Raw genomic sequence first — 18354 nt, forward strand, 5'->3', positions numbered from 1 at the left:
CCAATAAGGAATAACCAAAAATGAGAAATTCACGTGAACAAACCGCGCAAACCCGCGAACGCATAGTAGAAACCGCTGCCCGTCTGTATCGCGAACATGGCATCAACGGCATAGGCGTGGCCGACCTGATGAAAGAAGCTGGTCTCACACATGGCGGCTTCTATAAACACTTTGAATCCAAAGAAGCATTGATCGCCGAAGCCTGTTCCACTGCACTGGAAACCACCCGCACAGAGCTACTGCGCAAGACTGAACTTGTCAGCGATGAAGAAGCGATCGCCAGCCTGGTGCATAGCTACCTGAGCCGGGCACATAGTGAACATCCTGGCCAGGGTTGTGCGATTGCGGCACTGGGGGCAGAAGCAGCACGCGGTGAGGCAGCAAGCAAGGAAGTGATGGCGCAAGGAGTCGATCAGTTACTGGCCATCATCAGCAAACAATTGCAACGCTCCGGCGCAAAGGATGATGCCACTACCGCGCATGGTGTCTTGTCTTCATTGATAGGTGGATTGCTGTTGTCGCGCATGATGGATAGCCCTGCGAAATCCAAAGCAGTACTGCGTGATACAGGTGATTTTGTGTTGAAGGCTGTACAGAAATAATATAGAAGTAAAAACGCCTGCCCTTTCTCCAAAGGGCAGGCGATAAATCAACTTATTTACTTCACTTACGATTATTCGCCAGCCTGCGTACCTCAGCCAGCAGGCGGTCTATCTCTTCACAAGTATTGTAGAAAGCAAATGAAGGCCGCACTGTTGCTTCGACCCCAAAGCGACGCAAGATGGGTTGGGCGCAATGATGACCGGAACGTACCGCTATTCCTTCATCATTAAGCGCCTTGCCGACTTCTGCCGTTTCATAGCCCGCCAGTACGAAAGACGCGACGCTGGCTTTTTCATGTGCTGTGCCGATCAGACGTACACCCGGTATGCTCTTCAGCCCATGCGTTGCATATTCCAACAAGGCATGCTCATACAGGGCGATATTTTCCAGACCTATGCGCTCGACATAGTCAATCGCTGCACCCAAGCCCACTGCATCGGCGATATTGCCAGTACCAGCTTCAAAGCGTGCCGGTGCTGGCTGATAACGGGTGTGCTCGAAAGTCACATCCGCAATCATATTGCCGCCGCCCTGCCAGGGTGGCAGTTGGTCCAGCAAAGCCTTCTTGCCATACACCACGCCTATGCCAGTCGGGCCAAAAACCTTGTGACCTGAGAAGACATAAAAATCGGCATCCAGCGCCTGCACATTCACGCGCAGATGTGACACGGCTTGCGCCCCATCAATCAAAACGCGGGCACCGGCAGCATGTGCCAGGGCTGTGATCTCATGCACCGGTGCGATAGTGCCCAGGGCATTTGACACTTGCGTTACCGCCACCAGACGGGTTTTGCTGTTCAAGAGCTTGCGATACTCGTCAAGCAAGACCTGACCTCTGTCATCCACAGGAATCACGCGTATGACAGCACCTTTCTCTGCCGCCAGTTGTTGCCAGGGCACGATATTGGCATGATGCTCAAGCTCAGAAACGATGATCTCATCACCAGCACCGATGAACTTCTTGCCAAAGGTCTGTGCTACCAGGTTAATGGCCTCAGTCGCACCACGCACGAAGATGATTTCCTGCTCACTGGCAGCACCCAGAAAGTTGGCTACCTTTTTACGTGCAGATTCATAAGCATCGCTGGCACGTGCTGCCAGTTCATGCGCCGCCCTATGTATATTTGAATTCTCATGCTCATAGAAATAACTGATACGGTCTATCACCGACTGTGGCTTTTGCGTAGTCGCTGCATTGTCAAACCACACCAGTTGCTTGCCATTGACGCGCTCAGCCAGGATAGGAAAATCCCTGCGTACAGCATTGATGTCAAAAGGTGCCGCCAAGGATGGATTAGCGGCTCGTGGTGCCTGATCCCAGTAGTCTTGCTCCCCTTGCTGGAAATAATACGCCGGGTGCGCAGTACTGCCACCAGATTGTTGCACTGGCGCAGACGTGGCTGGCGTTGTTGGATATAGTTCACCCAAAATGCGTTGTAATTGATCCTGACCTGGCGAAGCGAAAGAAGTTTTTTCAGACTGCTTGCCTGTGCCCGCACCTGTACCTTGTCCCGCCAGGCTGTCCAGATTATTGTCAGCAACCGGATAACCATGCTCTTGCCCGACAAAATAGTAGGGCGTGCTGGAACTGGCACCACCGGCTTGTGGACGCGAAGGTGCAATGCTGCTACCGCCATTTTGTGGCACACCGCTGGCAGAAACTGAAGGCTGGCTTTGCACCGAACTGCTATCGTGCACAGGCGTACGTGCTGAAGGCGGTGCTTCAGGCGTACTGCCCTGGCTAAAGCCTGGCAGAAATTGCGCAGCTGCCTGCGCAGCACCGGGCACCAGTGCAAAAAATTCTGATGCCATGCGGTTCAGGGCGGCCTCATCTGGCAAACCGGAGTTTGCCGAGCCTGTATTACCGCCTTTATTATTTATAGGTGTCAGGATAGTCATGGTATTTACCGATCTCTACGTCGTCCAGAACAGCCACGGCATCTTCCGTCAATACTGCCAGTGAGCAGTACAGGGAGATGAGGTAAGAAGCAATCGCATTGCGGTTAATGCCCATGAAGCGCACGGACAAACCAGGGCTTTGCTCACCGGCCAGGCCAGGCTGGAACAAGCCAACCACGCCCTGGCGTTTTTCACCAACGCGCAACAGGATGATTTTTGTCTTGCCATCTTCGATAGGCAATTTGTCAGACGGTACCAGTGGCACGCCGCGCCAGGTCAGGAATTGTGAACCGAACAGGCTGACTGTTGGTGGTGGCACGCCACGGCGTGTGCATTCACGGCCAAAAGCGGCAATCGCCAATGGGTGTGCGAGGAAGAAGCCTGGCTCTTTCCAAACCTTGGTCAGCAAATCATCCAGATCATCTGGTGTAGGTGCACCTGTCAGGGTAGAGATGCGCTGATCATCATGCACATTTGCCAGCAGACCATAATCAGGATTATTGATAAGTTCGCTTTCCTGACGTTCCTTGATGGTTTCTACGGTCAGGCGTAATTGTTCCTTGATCTGGTCATGCGGACTGCTGTACAGATCAGAAATACGGGTATGTACATCCAGCACGGTGGCTACCGCATTCAGGAAATACTCACGTGGCTGTTCGTCATAATCGACAAAGGTTTGCGGCAATTCAGATTCATCACGCTGGGAGCAGGCTACCCGCACGTCCTTGGGATTTTTTACCTTGTTGAGGCGGTAAATACCTGCCTCTACCGGCAACCATTGCAGCAGGTGCACCAGCCAGCGTGGTGAGATGGTGGATAACTGCGGGACGGTCTTGGTCGCGTTCGCTAACTGCCTGGCGGCATTGTCGCTAAGGGCGAAATTACCTGCAGTTACTTCATTATTTGCATCACTCATTAATCACTCCATAAAAGTCAGTGTATTGAAAAAAATAAACATGAACAGGCGTGCGGGGATAAGGAGCCGGGGTATCAAATACCCGGCACCTTATTTGAAGCTCACTTATTCAAACCAAAGAAACGGGATTTTGCTGTTCGTGCCGCAAGCTGGCCTGGCTGACATGGCTGCCTGCAGCGACATCGCTGGTGACCCATACATTGCCACCAACGATGGCACCACGGCCTATGGTGACGCGGCCAAGTACCGTGGCACCGGCATAGATCACCACATCGTCTTCAACGATGGGGTGACGTGGCAAGCCTTTTTGCAGCTTGCCGTCCTCATCACTGGGAAAGCGTTTTGCACCCAGCGTGACGGCCTGGTAAATACGCACACGTTGACCGATGACGGCAGTCTCGCCTATCACCACACCGGTACCATGGTCGATGAAAAAACCTGCACCTATGCTGGCACCGGGGTGGATGTCTATACCTGTCTGACCATGCGCAATCTCGGCAACAATGCGCGCCAGTAGCGGCACACCGAGCTGGTACAACTGATGGGCAATGCGGTGATGTATCATCGCCAGGATGCCGGGGTAGCACAGCAAGACTTCATCTACCGTGCGCGCCGCCGGGTCACCCTGGTAGGCCGAAATCACATCACTGTCCAGCAAAGAACGTATACCCGGTAAGGCACGGGAAAATTCACGCACTATCGTCAGCGCCCGGTCATCGATATGCAGACCTTCTTCTTCGTGATAGCGCGAGGCATAACTGAGTTCCAGCCTGACCTGGCCCAGCAGCGAATGCAGGACCGTATCGAGCGTGTGGCCTACATAAAAATCTTCACTCTCTTGCCGCAATTCAGGCGGCCCCAGACGCATGGGGAACAAGGCACCACGCAAGTCATTGAGGATTTTTGCCAGTGCATCACGCGAAGGCAATTCACGCCCGCCAGGTTCGGCTGACCTTTGCTGGCGACGACGCCAGGCATGGCGCACTACCGCCAGCTCACTGACGACCTGCTCTATGCCAAACAACGAGGCGCGTATCTCTTTAGTCTGTTGCAATGCTTGTCCCATGATGGCCTGCCTTATGAATTGCGAATTCTTTATTCGATTTAATCTTGTACCCAGGGCAGCTTGTGGAAGCGCCAGCCGCCGTGATGCCCACGCTGCTGTGCCTCATCAAGATCGCCTTCAAAACCCTGCTCTATATTGAAGACATTTGACAGACCAGCCTTGCGGGCAGCTTCTGCTGCCAATGCCGAACGTTTACCACTGCGGCACAGGAGCAGCACCACGGTCTGTTTGTCTTTGAGCTTGCCTTCCAGCTCTTTGACAAAACGGGGATTGCGCGTTAATGCAGTACCTGTGGCCCATGCTACATGCAGGCTGTCTGACAAATGGCCGACAAATTTACGCTCTTCATTAGTGCGCACATCGACGATCACGGCCAGCCCTTGCTGCTGCAATTGCCAGGCATCCGCAGGAGTAATGCTGCCTGCAAAGGCGAGGTTGGCATCAGCGGCGCGCTGACGGGCTGCAGCAAGCAGGGGATGCTCAACAGGCTGCTGGATTACGGTTTCAGTTAATGTGGTAGCTGTCATACACGTTCTCTGTATTCATGTTTGTCGTCACAGAGTTTGAATGTACAGAAATAACCTAAGACAGAAAACGAATAAAATTGAAGTTAATTATCCGAATTTCAAATATGCTTTAACTATCGCCGCAATGCGAATGTTTGCTGCACTGCGCAAATAACGCATTGCCGCCTATTAAGACGTATGATTACGGGAAGCCAGTTTAAAGAACCTGAATACTTTATCGCTAATATGGTTACAGCCAAATCTACTTCGTATCCCCGACTGACGACTTTGCTGACCTTGGGCGTCAGTGCCGTAGTTCTGATTACTGTTTTATCTGCCCTGTTGCTGGTTGATCATTTTGCCAAAAATTATGCACAGAAAGAGGCAGAGCAAAGATTGCAGCTGGTTGCCTGGCAAATGCGTGATGCCCTTGACCAGGTCATGCAAAAATCGGTCAGTGATGTGCAATTATTATCACAGCTCAATGAAATCAAGGATGGCAAAGACCCGGCGGACGCGCGCCGCATCCTTGATCATCTGCAACACAATTTCTCTGACTACGCCTGGATAGGCCTGGCCGATCCTGAAGGCAAAGTGCTGGCTTCCACCAAGGGCATGCTGGAAGGGCAGGACGTCAGCAAGCGCCCCTGGTTCATCGAAGGAAAAAAGGCCTTATATGCAGGTGATTATCACCCTGCCCTGCTGTTGCAAAAACTGCTGCCTTACAGCATAGACCCCTGGCGCTTTGTTGATGTGTCGATTCCTGTCTACAGTTCAGACGGTACATTGCGCGGGGTGCTTGGTGTCCATCTGAGCTGGAACTGGACACGTAATCTGGTGCAAAACATATTGGCACCTGCCGACAAGCAGTATGCGGCAGAAATCATGGTCGCACGTGAAGATGGCACTGTCTTGCTTGGGCCACTCAAGATGGAGGAAAGCAAAATAACGCCTGGCAGCCTGAAGCTGTCACGTTCAGGCAAGAGTGGTGTTACCGAAGAAGTTTGGGAAGGTAGCCAAAAGTATCTGACCGCCTATACCATGACCGGGCAGGCGCGCAATTATCCAGCCTTGCAATGGAGTATATTGGTGCGCCAGCCTAAGGACGTTGCCTTGGCTGCCTTGCATAATCTGCAGCGCGAAATCATGATATCTGGCGCCGTACTGGGCGTGATACTGGCACTGCTGGCATCATTGATGGCACGTCGCATGTCATCCTCACTGATCAAACTCAGTTCCTTCATGGAGCAACGTAGCCAGACCCGTAGCGTCCAGACCGTGCAAGCCAGCCTGCCGGTGGTTCATGGCTTTCATGAAGCCCATTTGTTATCAACCACGATAGCCGGGATGCTGGAAAAAGAAGAGCAGTACCTGACAAAAATTGAGCGCAGCAACCAGGATCTGGAAGCAACTGTCGTCGAACGTACGCGTGAAATTGAACTGAAAGCCAGCCAGTTGGAAGATGCCTTGCAAGAGCAACGCAGTGTACAAAGCCGTTTGCAAGCCATAGCCGACAACCTGCCCTGCATCATCACCTTCATGGACAGGCAAGAACGCTATTTATTCGTGAATGCTTTCGTGACGACAGAATTTGGGGTCAAGCCCGAGCAATTGCTGGGCAAGACTTTACGTGAAGTCGTCGGCGATGAGTTTTATAAAACCCACGCCCAGCAAGTGCAAACCGTGCTGGCAGGTGAACGTGTCAGTTTTGAAGGTGAAGGCAAATTAAACAAACGTACTTACTATTACCAGTCTGTGTATGTACCTGCTTATGACGATGCCGGGCAAGTCACTGGTTTTTATGCGATGAGCTTTGACATTGCTGACCGCAAACGGGTAGAGATGATGATGAATGAGTTCGTCTCCATGGTCAGCCATGAATTGCGTACACCACTGACATCCATCAACGGCGCGCTCCGTCTGGTAGCAGCCGGTGTTGCTGGTCAGGTGCCGGAAAAAGCCCATGAATTGATCACGGTGGCCATGCGCAATGGTGACCGCCTGCTACACCTGATCAACGATATTCTCGATCTGGAAAAAATCGCCTCAGGCAAGATGGAATTCAATTTCCAGCCCAGTCAGATTGGCCCTTTGATACAGGATGCCATCAGTGCCAATAAATCGTATGCCGATCAATACGGCGTCAGCATCCACTGGCATGAGGCCTATGCCGGGATGATAGTGAATGTTGACCGCCACCGCGTCGCCCAGGTACTGGCCAATCTATTGTCAAACGCGATCAAGTTCTCTCACAAGGGTGGCGAGGTGGAAGTGACCGTGGAAATGAATTTGGCCAGGCAAAGAATCAAGGTCATCGTTACCGACCATGGCTGCGGCATTCCTCCCAACTTCCATAGCAAGATATTCCAGAAATTCAGCCAGGTTGATGGTTCCAACACCCGCAAGAAAGGCGGCACTGGCCTGGGCCTGAATATCTGCAAAACCATCATAGAAAAAATGGAGGGAAGCATAGGCTTCACCTCCACGGTGGATGTCGGCAGCCAGTTCTTTTTTGAATTGCCGCTGGCAGGAACCTCTACAACTAATGACAACTAATGCCGCCAGCGGTATTGAAGCAAGCTAAGCTGCTGCCAGTGCCTGCTCCAGATCAGCAATCAGGTCATCAACATGCTCTATGCCTATCGATAAACGTACGGTGTCTTCAGTGACACCGGCTTTTGCCAATTCTTCAGGATTCAATTGACGGTGCGTGGTGCTTGCCGGATGGCAAGCCAGGGACTTGGCATCACCAATATTCACCAGGCGGGTGAATAATTGCAAGGCATCCTGGAAGCGTCCACCGGCATCGCGTCCACCTCCCAGGCCAAAAGTCAGGATGCCGGATGGCTTGCCCCCCAGGTATTTCTGCGCCAGCGCATGGTCTTTGTGCTCAGGCAGGCCAGCGTAATTGACCCATTTCACTTTGGCATGTTTATCCAGATAATGAGCAATCTTGATGGTGTTCTCAGTGATTCTGTCCAGGCGCAGGGCCAGGGTTTCTATACCCTGCAAGATCAGGAAGGCATTGAAAGGGGACAAGGCAGCACCGGTATTACGCAAAGGTACGACGCGGGCACGGCCTATATAAGCTGCAGCACCCAGTGCTTCGGTATACACCACGCCATGATAAGAAACATCAGGTTCATTCAGGCGTTTGAATCTCTCTTTATGTTCAGCCCAGGGGAACTTGCCAGAATCAACGATGATGCCACCTATGGAATTGCCATGCCCACCCAGGTATTTGGTCAATGAATGAACCACGATGTCTGCACCAAATTCTATGGGGCGCAACAAATACGGTGATGGCACGGTGTTATCGACTATCAGCGGCACGCCGTGCCTGTGAGCGACATTGGCGATGGCTTCGATATCAGTGATATTACCTAACGGATTACCGATAGACTCGACAAACACCGCCTTGGTTTTAGCATCAATGAGTTTGGCAAAGGATTCAGGGTCATGGTAATCGGCGAAGCGGGTTTCTATGCCAAATTGCGGAAGTGTATGGGCAAACAGATTGTAAGTGCCACCATACAGGGTAGAGGCAGAGACGATATTGTCACCTGCCTCGGCAATCGTCTGTATCGCATAGGTAATTGCGGCCTGGCCAGAAGCCAGCGCCAGACCGGCGATACCGCCCTCCAGTTCAGCAACGCGTTTTTCCAGCACATCATTGGTAGGATTCATGATGCGTGAATAAATATTGCCTTGCACTTTCAAATCAAACAGGTCAGCGCCATGCTGGGTATTGTCAAACGCATAGGCGACTGTCTGGTAGATAGGTACTGCAACTGCGCGTGTGGTCGGATCAGGTGTATAGCCACCGTGTACGGCTATGGTTTCCAGCTTCATCAAGATGTCCTTTATTTGAATAATGAGTTTGAATAATAAGTTTGAATAATAAAATTGATCATAAAAATACTGCTTCTAAATAACAAGGAAGCATTTCGAGTTTGCTTATCTAGAAAATTCAAGAAAATCCAGGCAAATGAAACAGGTTTCATTCGGGCCGCATGTTTGTCGTCTGAAAACTGCATAAAAAGACGGCTATTTGTTCTTTTGCCTGTACTTGTGCTTACTCGGTAGCAGCTAAAAAAACAGCATATAAGCAAGCAAGAAAAGTGAATCATATTACAATAAAAACATTATCAAAAACTTCATTAAGTTTGAATTTGAAATACAAACTTACAATATAAAACGACAATTATTTATAGTTTGATATTTATAATAGGTCGGGAAAACACAATCAAATTTCCGTGAAATCCCATGAAATCCTGTATGAGGCTGCTATATAAATGAAAAAATTTATCCCGCTGGCAATGTTTATTCTCGCTGCATCGGCATGTACAACCACGCCTGCACAAAATGAGCCCCGCAATGTCAGGGCGGGTGGTTTTCAAGATCAGCAGAATGCCGAAGTAGGTGACATCCAGGACATGCGCAGGACGACGCTGCAAAAGCAGGGCCGGACAGGTGCCACCGGTGCAGTGGTAGGCGCGGTCACAGGCGCAGCGCTGGGCAATCAGATTGGCAAGGGTAACGGCAAAAAAGTCAGCACGGTATTAGGTGGCGTCGTCGGTGGCGTGGTTGGTAATGCCATCGCGGAGCAAAATTCCATGGTGAATGTGCCGGGTCTGGAAATTGTGGTCCGTCTGCGCAGCAACGGCAGCCTGATCACTGTCACTCAGGAACAACAGGGACGCGATTCCTATTACATAGGTCAGCCAGTGCGGGTAATCTACACGCAAAATATGGCGCAAGTTCTGCCCATGTAGCACGTTGGAGTCATTATGGTCTTGCTGAGTTTGTTTAAACGTCCCAATATCCGCACGATATTGATTGCTTTGGTTTTGTTTTATCTGATAGGGCAAATTACCAGCTTGCAATATATGCGCAATATTTTAGGGCTCCCAGTGTTACTCTGGATACCCTACAGCTTCTATTCCAATTATCGTAAAGCAAGACAAGCTCATCAGGACATGATCAAAGCAATACGTGACATGTCGCAAGTCACCAATGAATCCTGCATAGATATCTGTGGCGACAATGCCATGGCCATCAATTACAGTACCAATACGCTTTTCCTGATCGATGGAAAAACCAGGAAGACGGTACCTGCCAGCCAATTCCTGCGCTGGGAAATGACCCCTGCAGGCGGAGGGGAAATCACGGGTGTCGTGGTTGGAGGATCAACCAGTACCCCCCAGGGGCAGGCAGTGCTGGGGGCAGCCATGGGTGCCGGGATATTTCATGTCCTGATCCACATGTTCATCAAACGCAAAGACATAGGCTTTATCAAGTTCTGGATCAATGATGCTGAGCGCAGCATCGTCAGTGTCTATGTTTCCAAAGCAGCGTTCGTGGATCAACTGGAACATTTTTCGTTGACGATAGGTCGTAAAATATAATCGCTTTTGATAGATACCGAATGAAAATATCCCACCAGTTGACTGCAATTGTTTTTTGCTGCCTGAGCACTGTCGCACAGGCGCAAATATGGACTGACCTGCCAAAGATGGACCAGGATGCCAATGTCATCACGCAACGCGCAGACAGCCCGATCTACAGCCGCATGGCCACCGATAAAAAATATCGCGAATTTGCCTACTCTGCCATCAATATCAAAGGCGAAAAACTTGGCTATAAACTAGTACTTGAGTCACGCGAGGCATTGTTCGCAGATAATAGTTTGCGCAAGGTGTATGAATCCAAAGCAGGCAAGTATTTTGTCTCTTACTGGATCAGGGAAAGTCCTAACTTCCGCAAGATGCCATTCAAGCGTAATGCTCATGTGCTGCTAGTCGTAGTCGACACAGTGCCAGCAAATAAAGACAATGCAGAATTCAAGGCTGGTGCCAGCAAACTGCCGTATGTGACTTATCAGATACGATGGGAACAATTCAAAGGCAATCACATTGGTGGCATAGTCGGCGACGACACAGGCTCAGCAGTCAAATGGAATTGCAAAACCAAAGAAGGCCAGGTAATGCCGACCATGATACAAACCATCATCATCCACAAGCCCAACTTCAAAAAAGAAGAAGAATGGTATCGCACGGCGTATTACATTACTGACACTGGTGAACTCAAGGACAATGGTGCGGGCAGAAGGAATATCTGTACTGAACGTAGCATAGGTTCTGACGATGAAGTGTCCAGTTGGGTACGTTTTTTTGGTGGTGTTGGCGGCTGATATAGTCTGCGCGATCACAAAAACTGATGAGGATGCCGTACTAGAACTCATTTCATAAATAGGGTGAGATGCGTTTGCCTCATAACGTGGGCTGGCCAATGGTAAAACTATGGACGAGGCCGTCAATAGCTTTGCCTGTTGACAACGAGTCGAATTGTCAATACCTGCAGTCCAGCGCGCGTTATGAGGCAAACCCTTCAGGAACTGACGATTTGGGCGCATTGCTGCGCTTAGTATGCCACCCCTCCTTTGCTAAGGCATGAGCCTTAGCTGCACAGGGTACACACCTTAGGCCTTGCACTGCATCCCAAATCGTCTTGTTCGCACTCATCCTATTTATGAAATGAGTTCTAGATAGTACGTGCATCCCGCCCCGACCTGACACAGTCAAATTATTTCACTGGTACACCTGGCAAACTCAAAGCCAGCTCAGCAATCTGGTCCTTGCGCATGAAGACCACACCCGGATGTTGTAACGCGTACTGCAAGAATTCTCCCATGATCTTAACGCGTGCCGGGGTGCCGCCTATGCGGTCATGCAGGGAGACCGACATCATGCGCCGCCTGTACCCTGACTCCATATATAACTGATCAAATTCATCGCGCAATTCCTGACCAAAGGCTTGCGCCGTCAATGGCCCCTCCGCACCAAAGCGGGCAATATCATTATTGCGCAAGGTGTAGGGGACAATCGCAAAGGCCTTGTCATTGACTATGGTCGTCATCGGTTCATCTGCGCCGAGATCATCAATGTGATAGGTGAAACCCAGTGACTGCAATATCCCCAGGGTGCGTGGCGTGCCACGTAACCAGAAGGCATTAAAACCTACTGGCCGCGTGCCTGTTGCCTTTTCTATTGCCGCGATATTGGCGATATACGATGCGCGCTCTTCGGCTTCACTCATGGTCCAGTGTGGCGTCCAGCTGTGACCATGTGCTGCCGCTTCATGGCCGCGTTGCACGATCTCCCGGGCAAGTTCGGGTCTTTGCAACACAGCCTGTCCCACCATGTGTGAAGTCACGGGTATTTTGAATTTGTCCCACAAATCCAGCATGCGCGGTATGCCTTCACGTGCGCCATATTCAAACCAGGTACGGGCAGGCAAATCAGGCAGGCTGGTGTCTTCCATGGCAGGGAAAGGTGAACCATTCTGGTGTTCTGATTGTGCACCGGCTTCAAACTGCATGGAAACAGAGACAACCATGCGCATGCCACCTGGCCAAAATTGACCGTCAGGCGGATTGATTTTGTTTTTCATTTCAAACTCCCTATATCATTGTTTGATGATGCCCAATTGCTGCAGCAAAGTCAGCTTATCTTCCAGATGCCAGTTCTCTGCGATACGGCCATCGGCGATGCGGTAAATATCGGTTGCGATGAAATCGACCTTGCGGCCATCTCCTTGCTGTCCATGAAAGCTGCCACTGAAGTGACCGCTAAAATGCAGGCGACCTATCACGCGGTCACCCACCAGCAACATCTCTTCCACTTCCAGCTTCAGGTCCGGTACGGCAGCACGGAAATTTTTTGATGCAAACAAAGCGCCCTGCGGCCCTTGTGGCCGGCCTGCGGGTAAATTTCTGTCCATAAAATTATCGGCCAGTGCGGCTTGCGCAAACTGTGTCTCACCAGTATTCCAGAAAGCGTAGTAACGCCGCGCTGCCAGTGCCATGCCTTGCTGTTGCGCTGCCGGAAGGGACTTGTCGGCAATGATGTTGCGCGGCTGCGGCAAGTTGTCTTGCGCACAAGCTGTGTTTGCGTACGAGTTAATGGCCAGTAATAGACTTAGGCTTGCTAAGAATTTGGCATGCATGATATTCCTTCCTGTATGGTTAATACTGATATGTAAAGCGAAATTCGCCTGAACACTACTGTGCTACCATTCCAATTAATTGAAAATAGACTTAATAAGCATAGTATCTATTCCAATTTAGAACAGATAAGGTGATTGGTGCATGATTGAACTGGCTGATATGAAGTTGTTTGTGCAGGCTGTACTCAGCGGCAGTCTGTCTGCAGCGGGACGTGAACTGGGCTTTTCGCCAGCCGTAGGCAGCAAGCGCATGAGCAGGCTGGAAGCAGCCTTGGGTACCAGACTGCTACAACGCAGCTCACGCCGCCTGAGCCTGACGGAAGAAGGAGCACTGTATTTCGAGCGCTGCCAGGCCATCTTGCTGGATGTTGCCAATGCAGAAGCTGAGTTGGGACAAGGCCAGGCAGAGCCGCGTGGCATGCTCCGGGTATCTTCGCCAGTCGCCCTGGGCCGGCACTACATAGGCCCGGCGTTGGCAAAATTTGCCAGCCGATATCCAGAACTGCAAGTACAGCTTTCGCTGAGTGACCAGTTGATTGATCTGCTGGCATCTGGATTTGATTGTGCTATCAGGATAGGCGCGAACAATGATTCACGCCTGGTTGCACGCACACTGGCCGCCAACCGCCGCGTCATTTGCGCAGCTCCCGCGTATATCGCCAAACATGGCAAACCAGAAATGCCAACCGATTTATTACAACACAGTTGCATACTCATGCAATCATCCAGTGCCATGCATGCAGACTGGCATTTTCATTCGCTCACATCACAAGAAGAACAAACCATCCGGGTACGCGGTAACTGGCTCACCGATAATGGCGAGCAGGCACATGACTGGGCGATAGCAGGCCTGGGCCTGGTCAGGCGATCTGTCTGGGATGTGGCAGCAGCACTGGCAAGCGGCGAATTGATTGAAGTTTTGTCAGAATGGGCAGACATCAGCGCACCGATACAGGTCATGTATCCATCGCGCCACTATTTACCGATGCGCACACGCTTGTTCATAGATTTGCTGGTAGCAGAATTTGCCGAGGCAGAAAACAAGAACCATCCACAGAGGAACAAATGAAAATATCCACTACATTATTTTGCAGCATACTTTTCACTTGCGCTTACGCAGGCAAGGCTGCAGCAGTTGACACCGCACACGCCATGGTGATCATCAATGAAGAGGATGTCAAACGAGAAGAAGCGCCACCGCACGGCGCAATTGGCATGTCAACCGCTTACCGCATCAGTGATGCCGCACCCACACCGCGCAGCATGGAGTTCAGGAAACGCATCCTGCATCCCAAGGCAGAGATAGGTTTGCATCCAATTACGCATGACGAAATTTATTACGTGCTTTCTGGCGAAGGCAATGTCACTTCTGACGGCAAGACTGCGACTTTAAAAGCTGGCATGACTGCTTATTTATACAAGGGTGCTGTGGTAGGTATAAAACAAGTAGGGTCTGAACCGCTAAGCATCATCGTCAGCTATCCGAATGTCACTCATTAAAGCTTGATCAATCACCCAGCTCTATCAGCCCGGACAAAGGCAGGCCTTGCGGTGTGACATACATGGCCAGCACCCAGGCCTTTGATACATCTGACGCAAACTGATTCAGCATGGCGGTGATAAATTCTATCGATGATTTGTCCAGCGCAGCAAAGGGATCATCAAGCAAGCTGACTGTGGCACCGGCAGCAAAAGCCGCAGCCAGCCAGACCTTGCGTTTGCTGCCTGTCGACAGCATGAACATCTGCTTGTTGACGTGCGGTGTCAAACCAAGACCCGCTATGGCTTGCGTCAATATGCCATCATCAAAGCGGGGATATGCCTTGCGCACGGTAGCGAAATAGTCAGGCACAGGCATTTGATCATAAACATCAGTACGCGGATCTACCCAGAATACCTGGCTGCGGTATGCGTCAGGCTGCCCAGGCAAAGATGCATCTTCAAGCTGTAATTGCCCGCTTTGTGCAGGCAATTCACCTGCCAGCAATTGCAGCAAACTGGTCTTGCCACGGCCATCACCGCCCAGCACCAGCGTAATTCCTGCGAGTATGTCACAAGACCAGTTGCTGAACAAAGGCTGGCCAGGATAATGGAAAGTCAGATCGGTCGCATGCAGGATAATGTTTTTCTGGTTGCTCGTGGTTGTCATTGCGCAGGCATCTATTTATTTGGTGATGACGCATAGTATAAGCGGTCATCAGGAAAAGACACTGGCGTAGCAGCAATTACTTGCCACTTCACTCTTTGATGAAATAGCCTCGCATAATTTCAATTCACTTATCTGTCTCAATCGCTCTCTTGCCTTGAATAAAGCGTGTTAGACTTTTTAAGCTGGTACCCCATCCACTTAATCTCTTTACACCCGATCGCGGTGACCATGAATACACCATTCCATCTATCCAAAACTGCAAACTGCAGTTTTTGCAGCTTGCTGCTCATGATCAGCGCGCTGTACTGCAATGTGGCGCATGCTGAGCCTGAAGTGACCGCATGCAAACTCAAAGTTTTCTCCATTGATCCTGATACCAGGGGCAGCAATATCCGCAGCGGCCCGGGCTCTGAACACAAGGTGCTGGCCACCATCAAAGATAGTGATTCACAAATGGAAATCACAGGCTCTGCCGGAAAATGGCTGCGAGTTCGCCAGGTCAGCGGCGTGGGTGGTGAGATGTATTTCAAAGGTGAGGGCTGGGTATTTGCACCTTTGACTGGTATCAATGCGCGAGCAAGCGTCAGCCTGCGTGCCAGCCCGACGGCGCAGAGCGCCATGACCGGAAAAATCCCTGCCGATGCAGGCGCATCGGTACAAAGCTGTAATGGCGAATGGCTGGAAATACAGTATAAAAACACGAAGGGATGGATGCAGCCTGGATCATATTGCGGTAATCCTGTGACGACCTGCTCATAAAATAAGCGCAAGTTAAAAGCCCGCCGCTTGCAATCATAAAGCAAGCAGCGGGCTTTTTTACATCTGCGATTTCAACTATGACTGGATCATCGATGCATCAAAATTCAAATGCGCCAATGTCTATCATGCCATCCTGCTTGCGCAATATCACAGCACCAGGTTGTGCCACTGGCAGCAAATTGGATGTCAGGTTACCCAGTCCATTGCCCGCATTGATCAGGGGCGAGCCAACTGCCGGGCGATAATCATGCTGTGCCACGTTCGCCAATACCGGATTATTATTGGCACCAAGATTGGTATTCCAGCCGTTCACGACTGCACCTGTCAGATGCCCCACCCAATACTGCGCGGCATTTGGCGAGACCCAGTTATTCGTCATATTGACAGTACCCTTGCCCAGCGCCATGGCCTGCACTTTGCCTGGCGAGCCCGGGGTGACTGGCAATGCATAGAACAGGTTATTCCTGACATCAGCAACAGCATTGGGCATGCCCAGATTAAACATCAGTGTCTCTGGATAAATACCATGGGTAGCGTCACCTCTTACCACCATCGTATTATTGTAGAAGAACAAGGTACCCTGACGGTAATTTGCTGTCAGACCACTGTCACCACCATAATTGACCAGGTTGGTGCTATTGCTACCCGGCGTCACATCAAACAGATTGCCGTAGACGTAGGTAGAGGCATAAGCAGGTTCACCATAGATGAGCGCATTGCCGCCAGTAGAGTCCATCAGGTGCAGTTGCAATCCACAGCTTGATGCAAAGGTGTTGTAGCGGACGATCAGGCCAGATGACCTGTCTTTCAAGCAATCACCAAACGCACCTGGACGCACATCACCAAAATAGTTGTACTGGAAGATGATATCGCGTGCTTCAGTATAGCTATTGTGTTCGGAGTAACCATTAGTCACATTGGGGACAGGTGCATTGCCGTTGTTGTAGAAGGTATTAGCTTCGATCAGCACATCTTGCGACAACTCAAACAGAGTACCGTTTTTGGAATTAATGAACAGGCCGTTACCGCAATTGTGCATGACATTATTTTTCACCACCAGATGTGCCGCAGCTTCGACAAACAGGCAAGTACCGAAGGCAGCATAGCTATCTGTTTTCTGGCCCTGTGCATCTGAAAAGGAATTGCCATAGACAGAGTTGCGTATGTCGAGATTCTCGATACCGATATAACCCACCGGTCCATTATTGTAGTTGTAGCCAGCCTGCGGCCCCACCATGACCAGACCCAGTTTATACAGTGCGCGCGTGTTGCTGGCATTGTCATGATATTGCAGGGTACGGGCAGCCTGGCCTGGCAATGTCTCCAATTGGGTTGCCAACTTGCCCTGGGCATCTGGTGCACCATCAATGATGGGTCGCGCACCGGTCACCGGATCAGGTACGCCGATAACACGCATGAATTTATTCGGTGCAGTCGGTGCCAGATTGGTACCTGCTGAAATCAAGATCATTTCATGGTAGGGCACATTATTTGGCTTGGCATAAATCCTGACAGTGTCGCAGCCTTTCAACTGGCTCCATGGCAATTGGCCCAATGCAGTATAGATCTTGCCCACGCCCACATCATAGTAGTTGATGGCAGCACAACCCGACTGGTCTGCATTCATGGTCGGCGTGGTCGCTCTGATGATGGTGGATGAACCGGAAACAGGCGGTATGCCGGTGCTGGCCACCGTAATGACAAACACCCTTGAACGGGTATAAGTCACCCCCGCCACCGTCGCACTGGCCGTAATAGTGGCGCTGCCTGAAGGTGCATTGGCGGGCACTGCCAGCAAATAATTGCCTAGTGCATTAGCGACAGCGACCTTGTTGGCTGTAATCAGCGCAGGATTACTGCTGCTGACCGTGATAGCTACTGATGGGTCTGTCGCACCGGTCTCGCTTATAAATTCGATGAGCGCATATTCCATGGAACCGGCATTGCGCGCATTGCTGGCTTCAAAACCCACGGTTTTGGATGAGAACCCTATACGAGCCGGGGTAGTGACGGCGTTTGCTGTCTGTGCAGACAGTGAAATTGCGGTCACTGAAACAAGGACAAGACAAAAGCCAAAAACCAGTGCCCGGGTCAGCTTTTGATACAGCTTTTGATACAGTTTTTGATGAATTTTCATACTATTCCTCCTGACGATGCGACAGCTAAAAATGAAAGTAAATGAAATCAAATGTATGCTGTCGCAAAAAATTGAAGATACGGATTTCAAATCTGGCGAGTATCATCACAAGTCTGCATTCAAAAAGTAAGTGTCGGTCGTCAGGTTTTTATATGACATTTAGCATATTGAATACAGACTCCGTTTGTGAAAAATTTCATATGGAAAATAGTTTATTCACAGACAGGCTTCCTTACTGATTCGTCTGAAAGGATGCTGGAAAGTAAAATCTGAGGAAACTTTCTTTTTAACTTGTATCTACCTTGCATTTAC

General features: G+C 50.5%; 17 protein-coding genes. 8 read left to right on the forward strand and 9 right to left on the reverse strand.

Annotated elements, in window-relative coordinates:
* Window positions 1-20 precede the first annotated feature (20 nt).
* Window positions 21-602, forward strand: coding sequence for a TetR/AcrR family transcriptional regulator (locus tag ACO0LD_RS13755; RefSeq protein WP_423007664.1), 582 nt, complete (start codon window positions 21-23; stop codon window positions 600-602).
* A 61-nt stretch (window positions 603-663) separates the two neighbouring features.
* Here the strand turns inward: ACO0LD_RS13755 and ACO0LD_RS13760 are convergent, their stop codons facing one another.
* The 4 genes from ACO0LD_RS13760 to ACO0LD_RS13775 form a co-directional block, all read right to left on the reverse strand.
* Complete coding sequence (locus ACO0LD_RS13760; protein WP_423007666.1) at window positions 664-2502, reverse strand: family 2A encapsulin nanocompartment cargo protein cysteine desulfurase; 1839 nt, start codon at window positions 2500-2502, stop codon at window positions 664-666.
* Window positions 2477-3418: a family 2A encapsulin nanocompartment shell protein gene (locus tag ACO0LD_RS13765; protein WP_423007668.1), complete on the reverse strand. Its 942-nt coding sequence runs from the start codon at window positions 3416-3418 to the stop codon at window positions 2477-2479. Before ACO0LD_RS13765 ends, ACO0LD_RS13760 begins: the two co-directional genes overlap by 26 nt.
* 109 nt (window positions 3419-3527) lie before the next feature.
* On the reverse strand, window positions 3528-4484 hold the full coding sequence (gene epsC, locus ACO0LD_RS13770; protein WP_423007670.1) for a serine O-acetyltransferase EpsC: 957 nt from the start codon (window positions 4482-4484) through the stop codon (window positions 3528-3530).
* Between the two features lie 38 nt (window positions 4485-4522).
* Complete coding sequence (locus ACO0LD_RS13775) at window positions 4523-5011, reverse strand: rhodanese-like domain-containing protein (protein ID WP_423007672.1); 489 nt, start codon at window positions 5009-5011, stop codon at window positions 4523-4525.
* Window positions 5012-5236: 225 nt separating this feature from the next.
* On the opposite strand from ACO0LD_RS13775, the gene ACO0LD_RS13780 reads away from it, so the two are divergent.
* A complete protein-coding gene (locus ACO0LD_RS13780; RefSeq protein ID WP_423007675.1) occupies window positions 5237-7546 on the forward strand; it encodes a sensor histidine kinase in 2310 nt (769 codons plus the stop codon).
* A gap of 24 nt (window positions 7547-7570) precedes the next feature.
* Here ACO0LD_RS13780 and ACO0LD_RS13785 read toward each other — a convergent pair whose 3' ends face one another.
* Entirely contained in the window at window positions 7571-8842 is a 1272-nt protein-coding gene (locus ACO0LD_RS13785; protein ID WP_423007677.1) for an O-acetylhomoserine aminocarboxypropyltransferase/cysteine synthase family protein, read from the reverse strand.
* Window positions 8843-9285: 443 nt separating this feature from the next.
* Between ACO0LD_RS13785 and ACO0LD_RS13790 the strand changes: the two genes are divergently transcribed.
* The 3 genes from ACO0LD_RS13790 to ACO0LD_RS13800 are packed head-to-tail and all read left to right on the forward strand — an operon-like array spanning window position 9286 to window position 11183.
* Window positions 9286-9765, forward strand: a complete 480-nt coding sequence (locus ACO0LD_RS13790) for a glycine zipper 2TM domain-containing protein (RefSeq protein ID WP_423007679.1) — start codon at window positions 9286-9288, stop codon at window positions 9763-9765.
* 15 nt (window positions 9766-9780) lie between these two features.
* A complete protein-coding gene (locus ACO0LD_RS13795; RefSeq protein ID WP_423007681.1) occupies window positions 9781-10398 on the forward strand; it encodes a hypothetical protein in 618 nt (205 codons plus the stop codon).
* Window positions 10399-10418: 20 nt separating this feature from the next.
* Complete coding sequence (locus ACO0LD_RS13800; protein ID WP_423007683.1) at window positions 10419-11183, forward strand: hypothetical protein; 765 nt, start codon at window positions 10419-10421, stop codon at window positions 11181-11183.
* A 392-nt stretch (window positions 11184-11575) separates the two neighbouring features.
* On the opposite strand, the gene ACO0LD_RS13805 is transcribed toward ACO0LD_RS13800, so the two are convergent.
* Together ACO0LD_RS13805 and ACO0LD_RS13810 are read right to left on the reverse strand one after the other, a co-directional pair.
* Window positions 11576-12442 carry a polysaccharide deacetylase family protein gene (locus ACO0LD_RS13805; protein WP_423007685.1) on the reverse strand — a complete coding sequence of 289 codons (867 nt, stop codon included), beginning with the start codon at window positions 12440-12442 and terminating at the stop codon, window positions 11576-11578.
* Window positions 12443-12457: 15 nt separating this feature from the next.
* The gene (locus ACO0LD_RS13810; protein ID WP_423007687.1) at window positions 12458-12997 is read right to left on the reverse strand and encodes an ester cyclase; all 540 of its coding nucleotides are present in this window, start codon (window positions 12995-12997) and stop codon (window positions 12458-12460) included.
* A gap of 142 nt (window positions 12998-13139) precedes the next feature.
* Here ACO0LD_RS13810 and ACO0LD_RS13815 point away from each other — a divergent pair, with 142 nt between their 5' ends.
* Together ACO0LD_RS13815 and ACO0LD_RS13820 are read left to right on the forward strand one after the other, a co-directional pair.
* A complete protein-coding gene (locus tag ACO0LD_RS13815) occupies window positions 13140-14066 on the forward strand; it encodes a LysR family transcriptional regulator (RefSeq protein ID WP_423007689.1) in 927 nt (308 codons plus the stop codon).
* Window positions 14063-14497, forward strand: a complete 435-nt coding sequence (locus ACO0LD_RS13820) for a cupin domain-containing protein (protein ID WP_423007691.1) — start codon at window positions 14063-14065, stop codon at window positions 14495-14497. The genes ACO0LD_RS13815 and ACO0LD_RS13820 overlap by 4 nt, the downstream gene beginning before the upstream one ends.
* A gap of 7 nt (window positions 14498-14504) precedes the next feature.
* On the opposite strand, the gene ACO0LD_RS13825 is transcribed toward ACO0LD_RS13820, so the two are convergent.
* Window positions 14505-15146 carry an ABC transporter ATP-binding protein gene (locus ACO0LD_RS13825; RefSeq protein ID WP_423007693.1) on the reverse strand — a complete coding sequence of 214 codons (642 nt, stop codon included), beginning with the start codon at window positions 15144-15146 and terminating at the stop codon, window positions 14505-14507.
* Between the two features lie 228 nt (window positions 15147-15374).
* Here ACO0LD_RS13825 and ACO0LD_RS13830 point away from each other — a divergent pair, with 228 nt between their 5' ends.
* Window positions 15375-15905 carry an SH3 domain-containing protein gene (locus ACO0LD_RS13830; protein WP_423007695.1) on the forward strand — a complete coding sequence of 177 codons (531 nt, stop codon included), beginning with the start codon at window positions 15375-15377 and terminating at the stop codon, window positions 15903-15905.
* Window positions 15906-16002: 97 nt separating this feature from the next.
* Here ACO0LD_RS13830 and ACO0LD_RS13835 read toward each other — a convergent pair whose 3' ends face one another.
* Complete coding sequence (locus ACO0LD_RS13835) at window positions 16003-18042, reverse strand: hypothetical protein (protein ID WP_423007697.1); 2040 nt, start codon at window positions 18040-18042, stop codon at window positions 16003-16005.
* Window positions 18043-18354: the final 312 nt, after the last annotated feature.

Origin of the sequence: Undibacterium sp. Ji83W (assembly GCF_049340385.1) — a bacterium.
Lineage (GTDB): Bacteria > Pseudomonadota > Gammaproteobacteria > Burkholderiales > Burkholderiaceae_D > Undibacterium.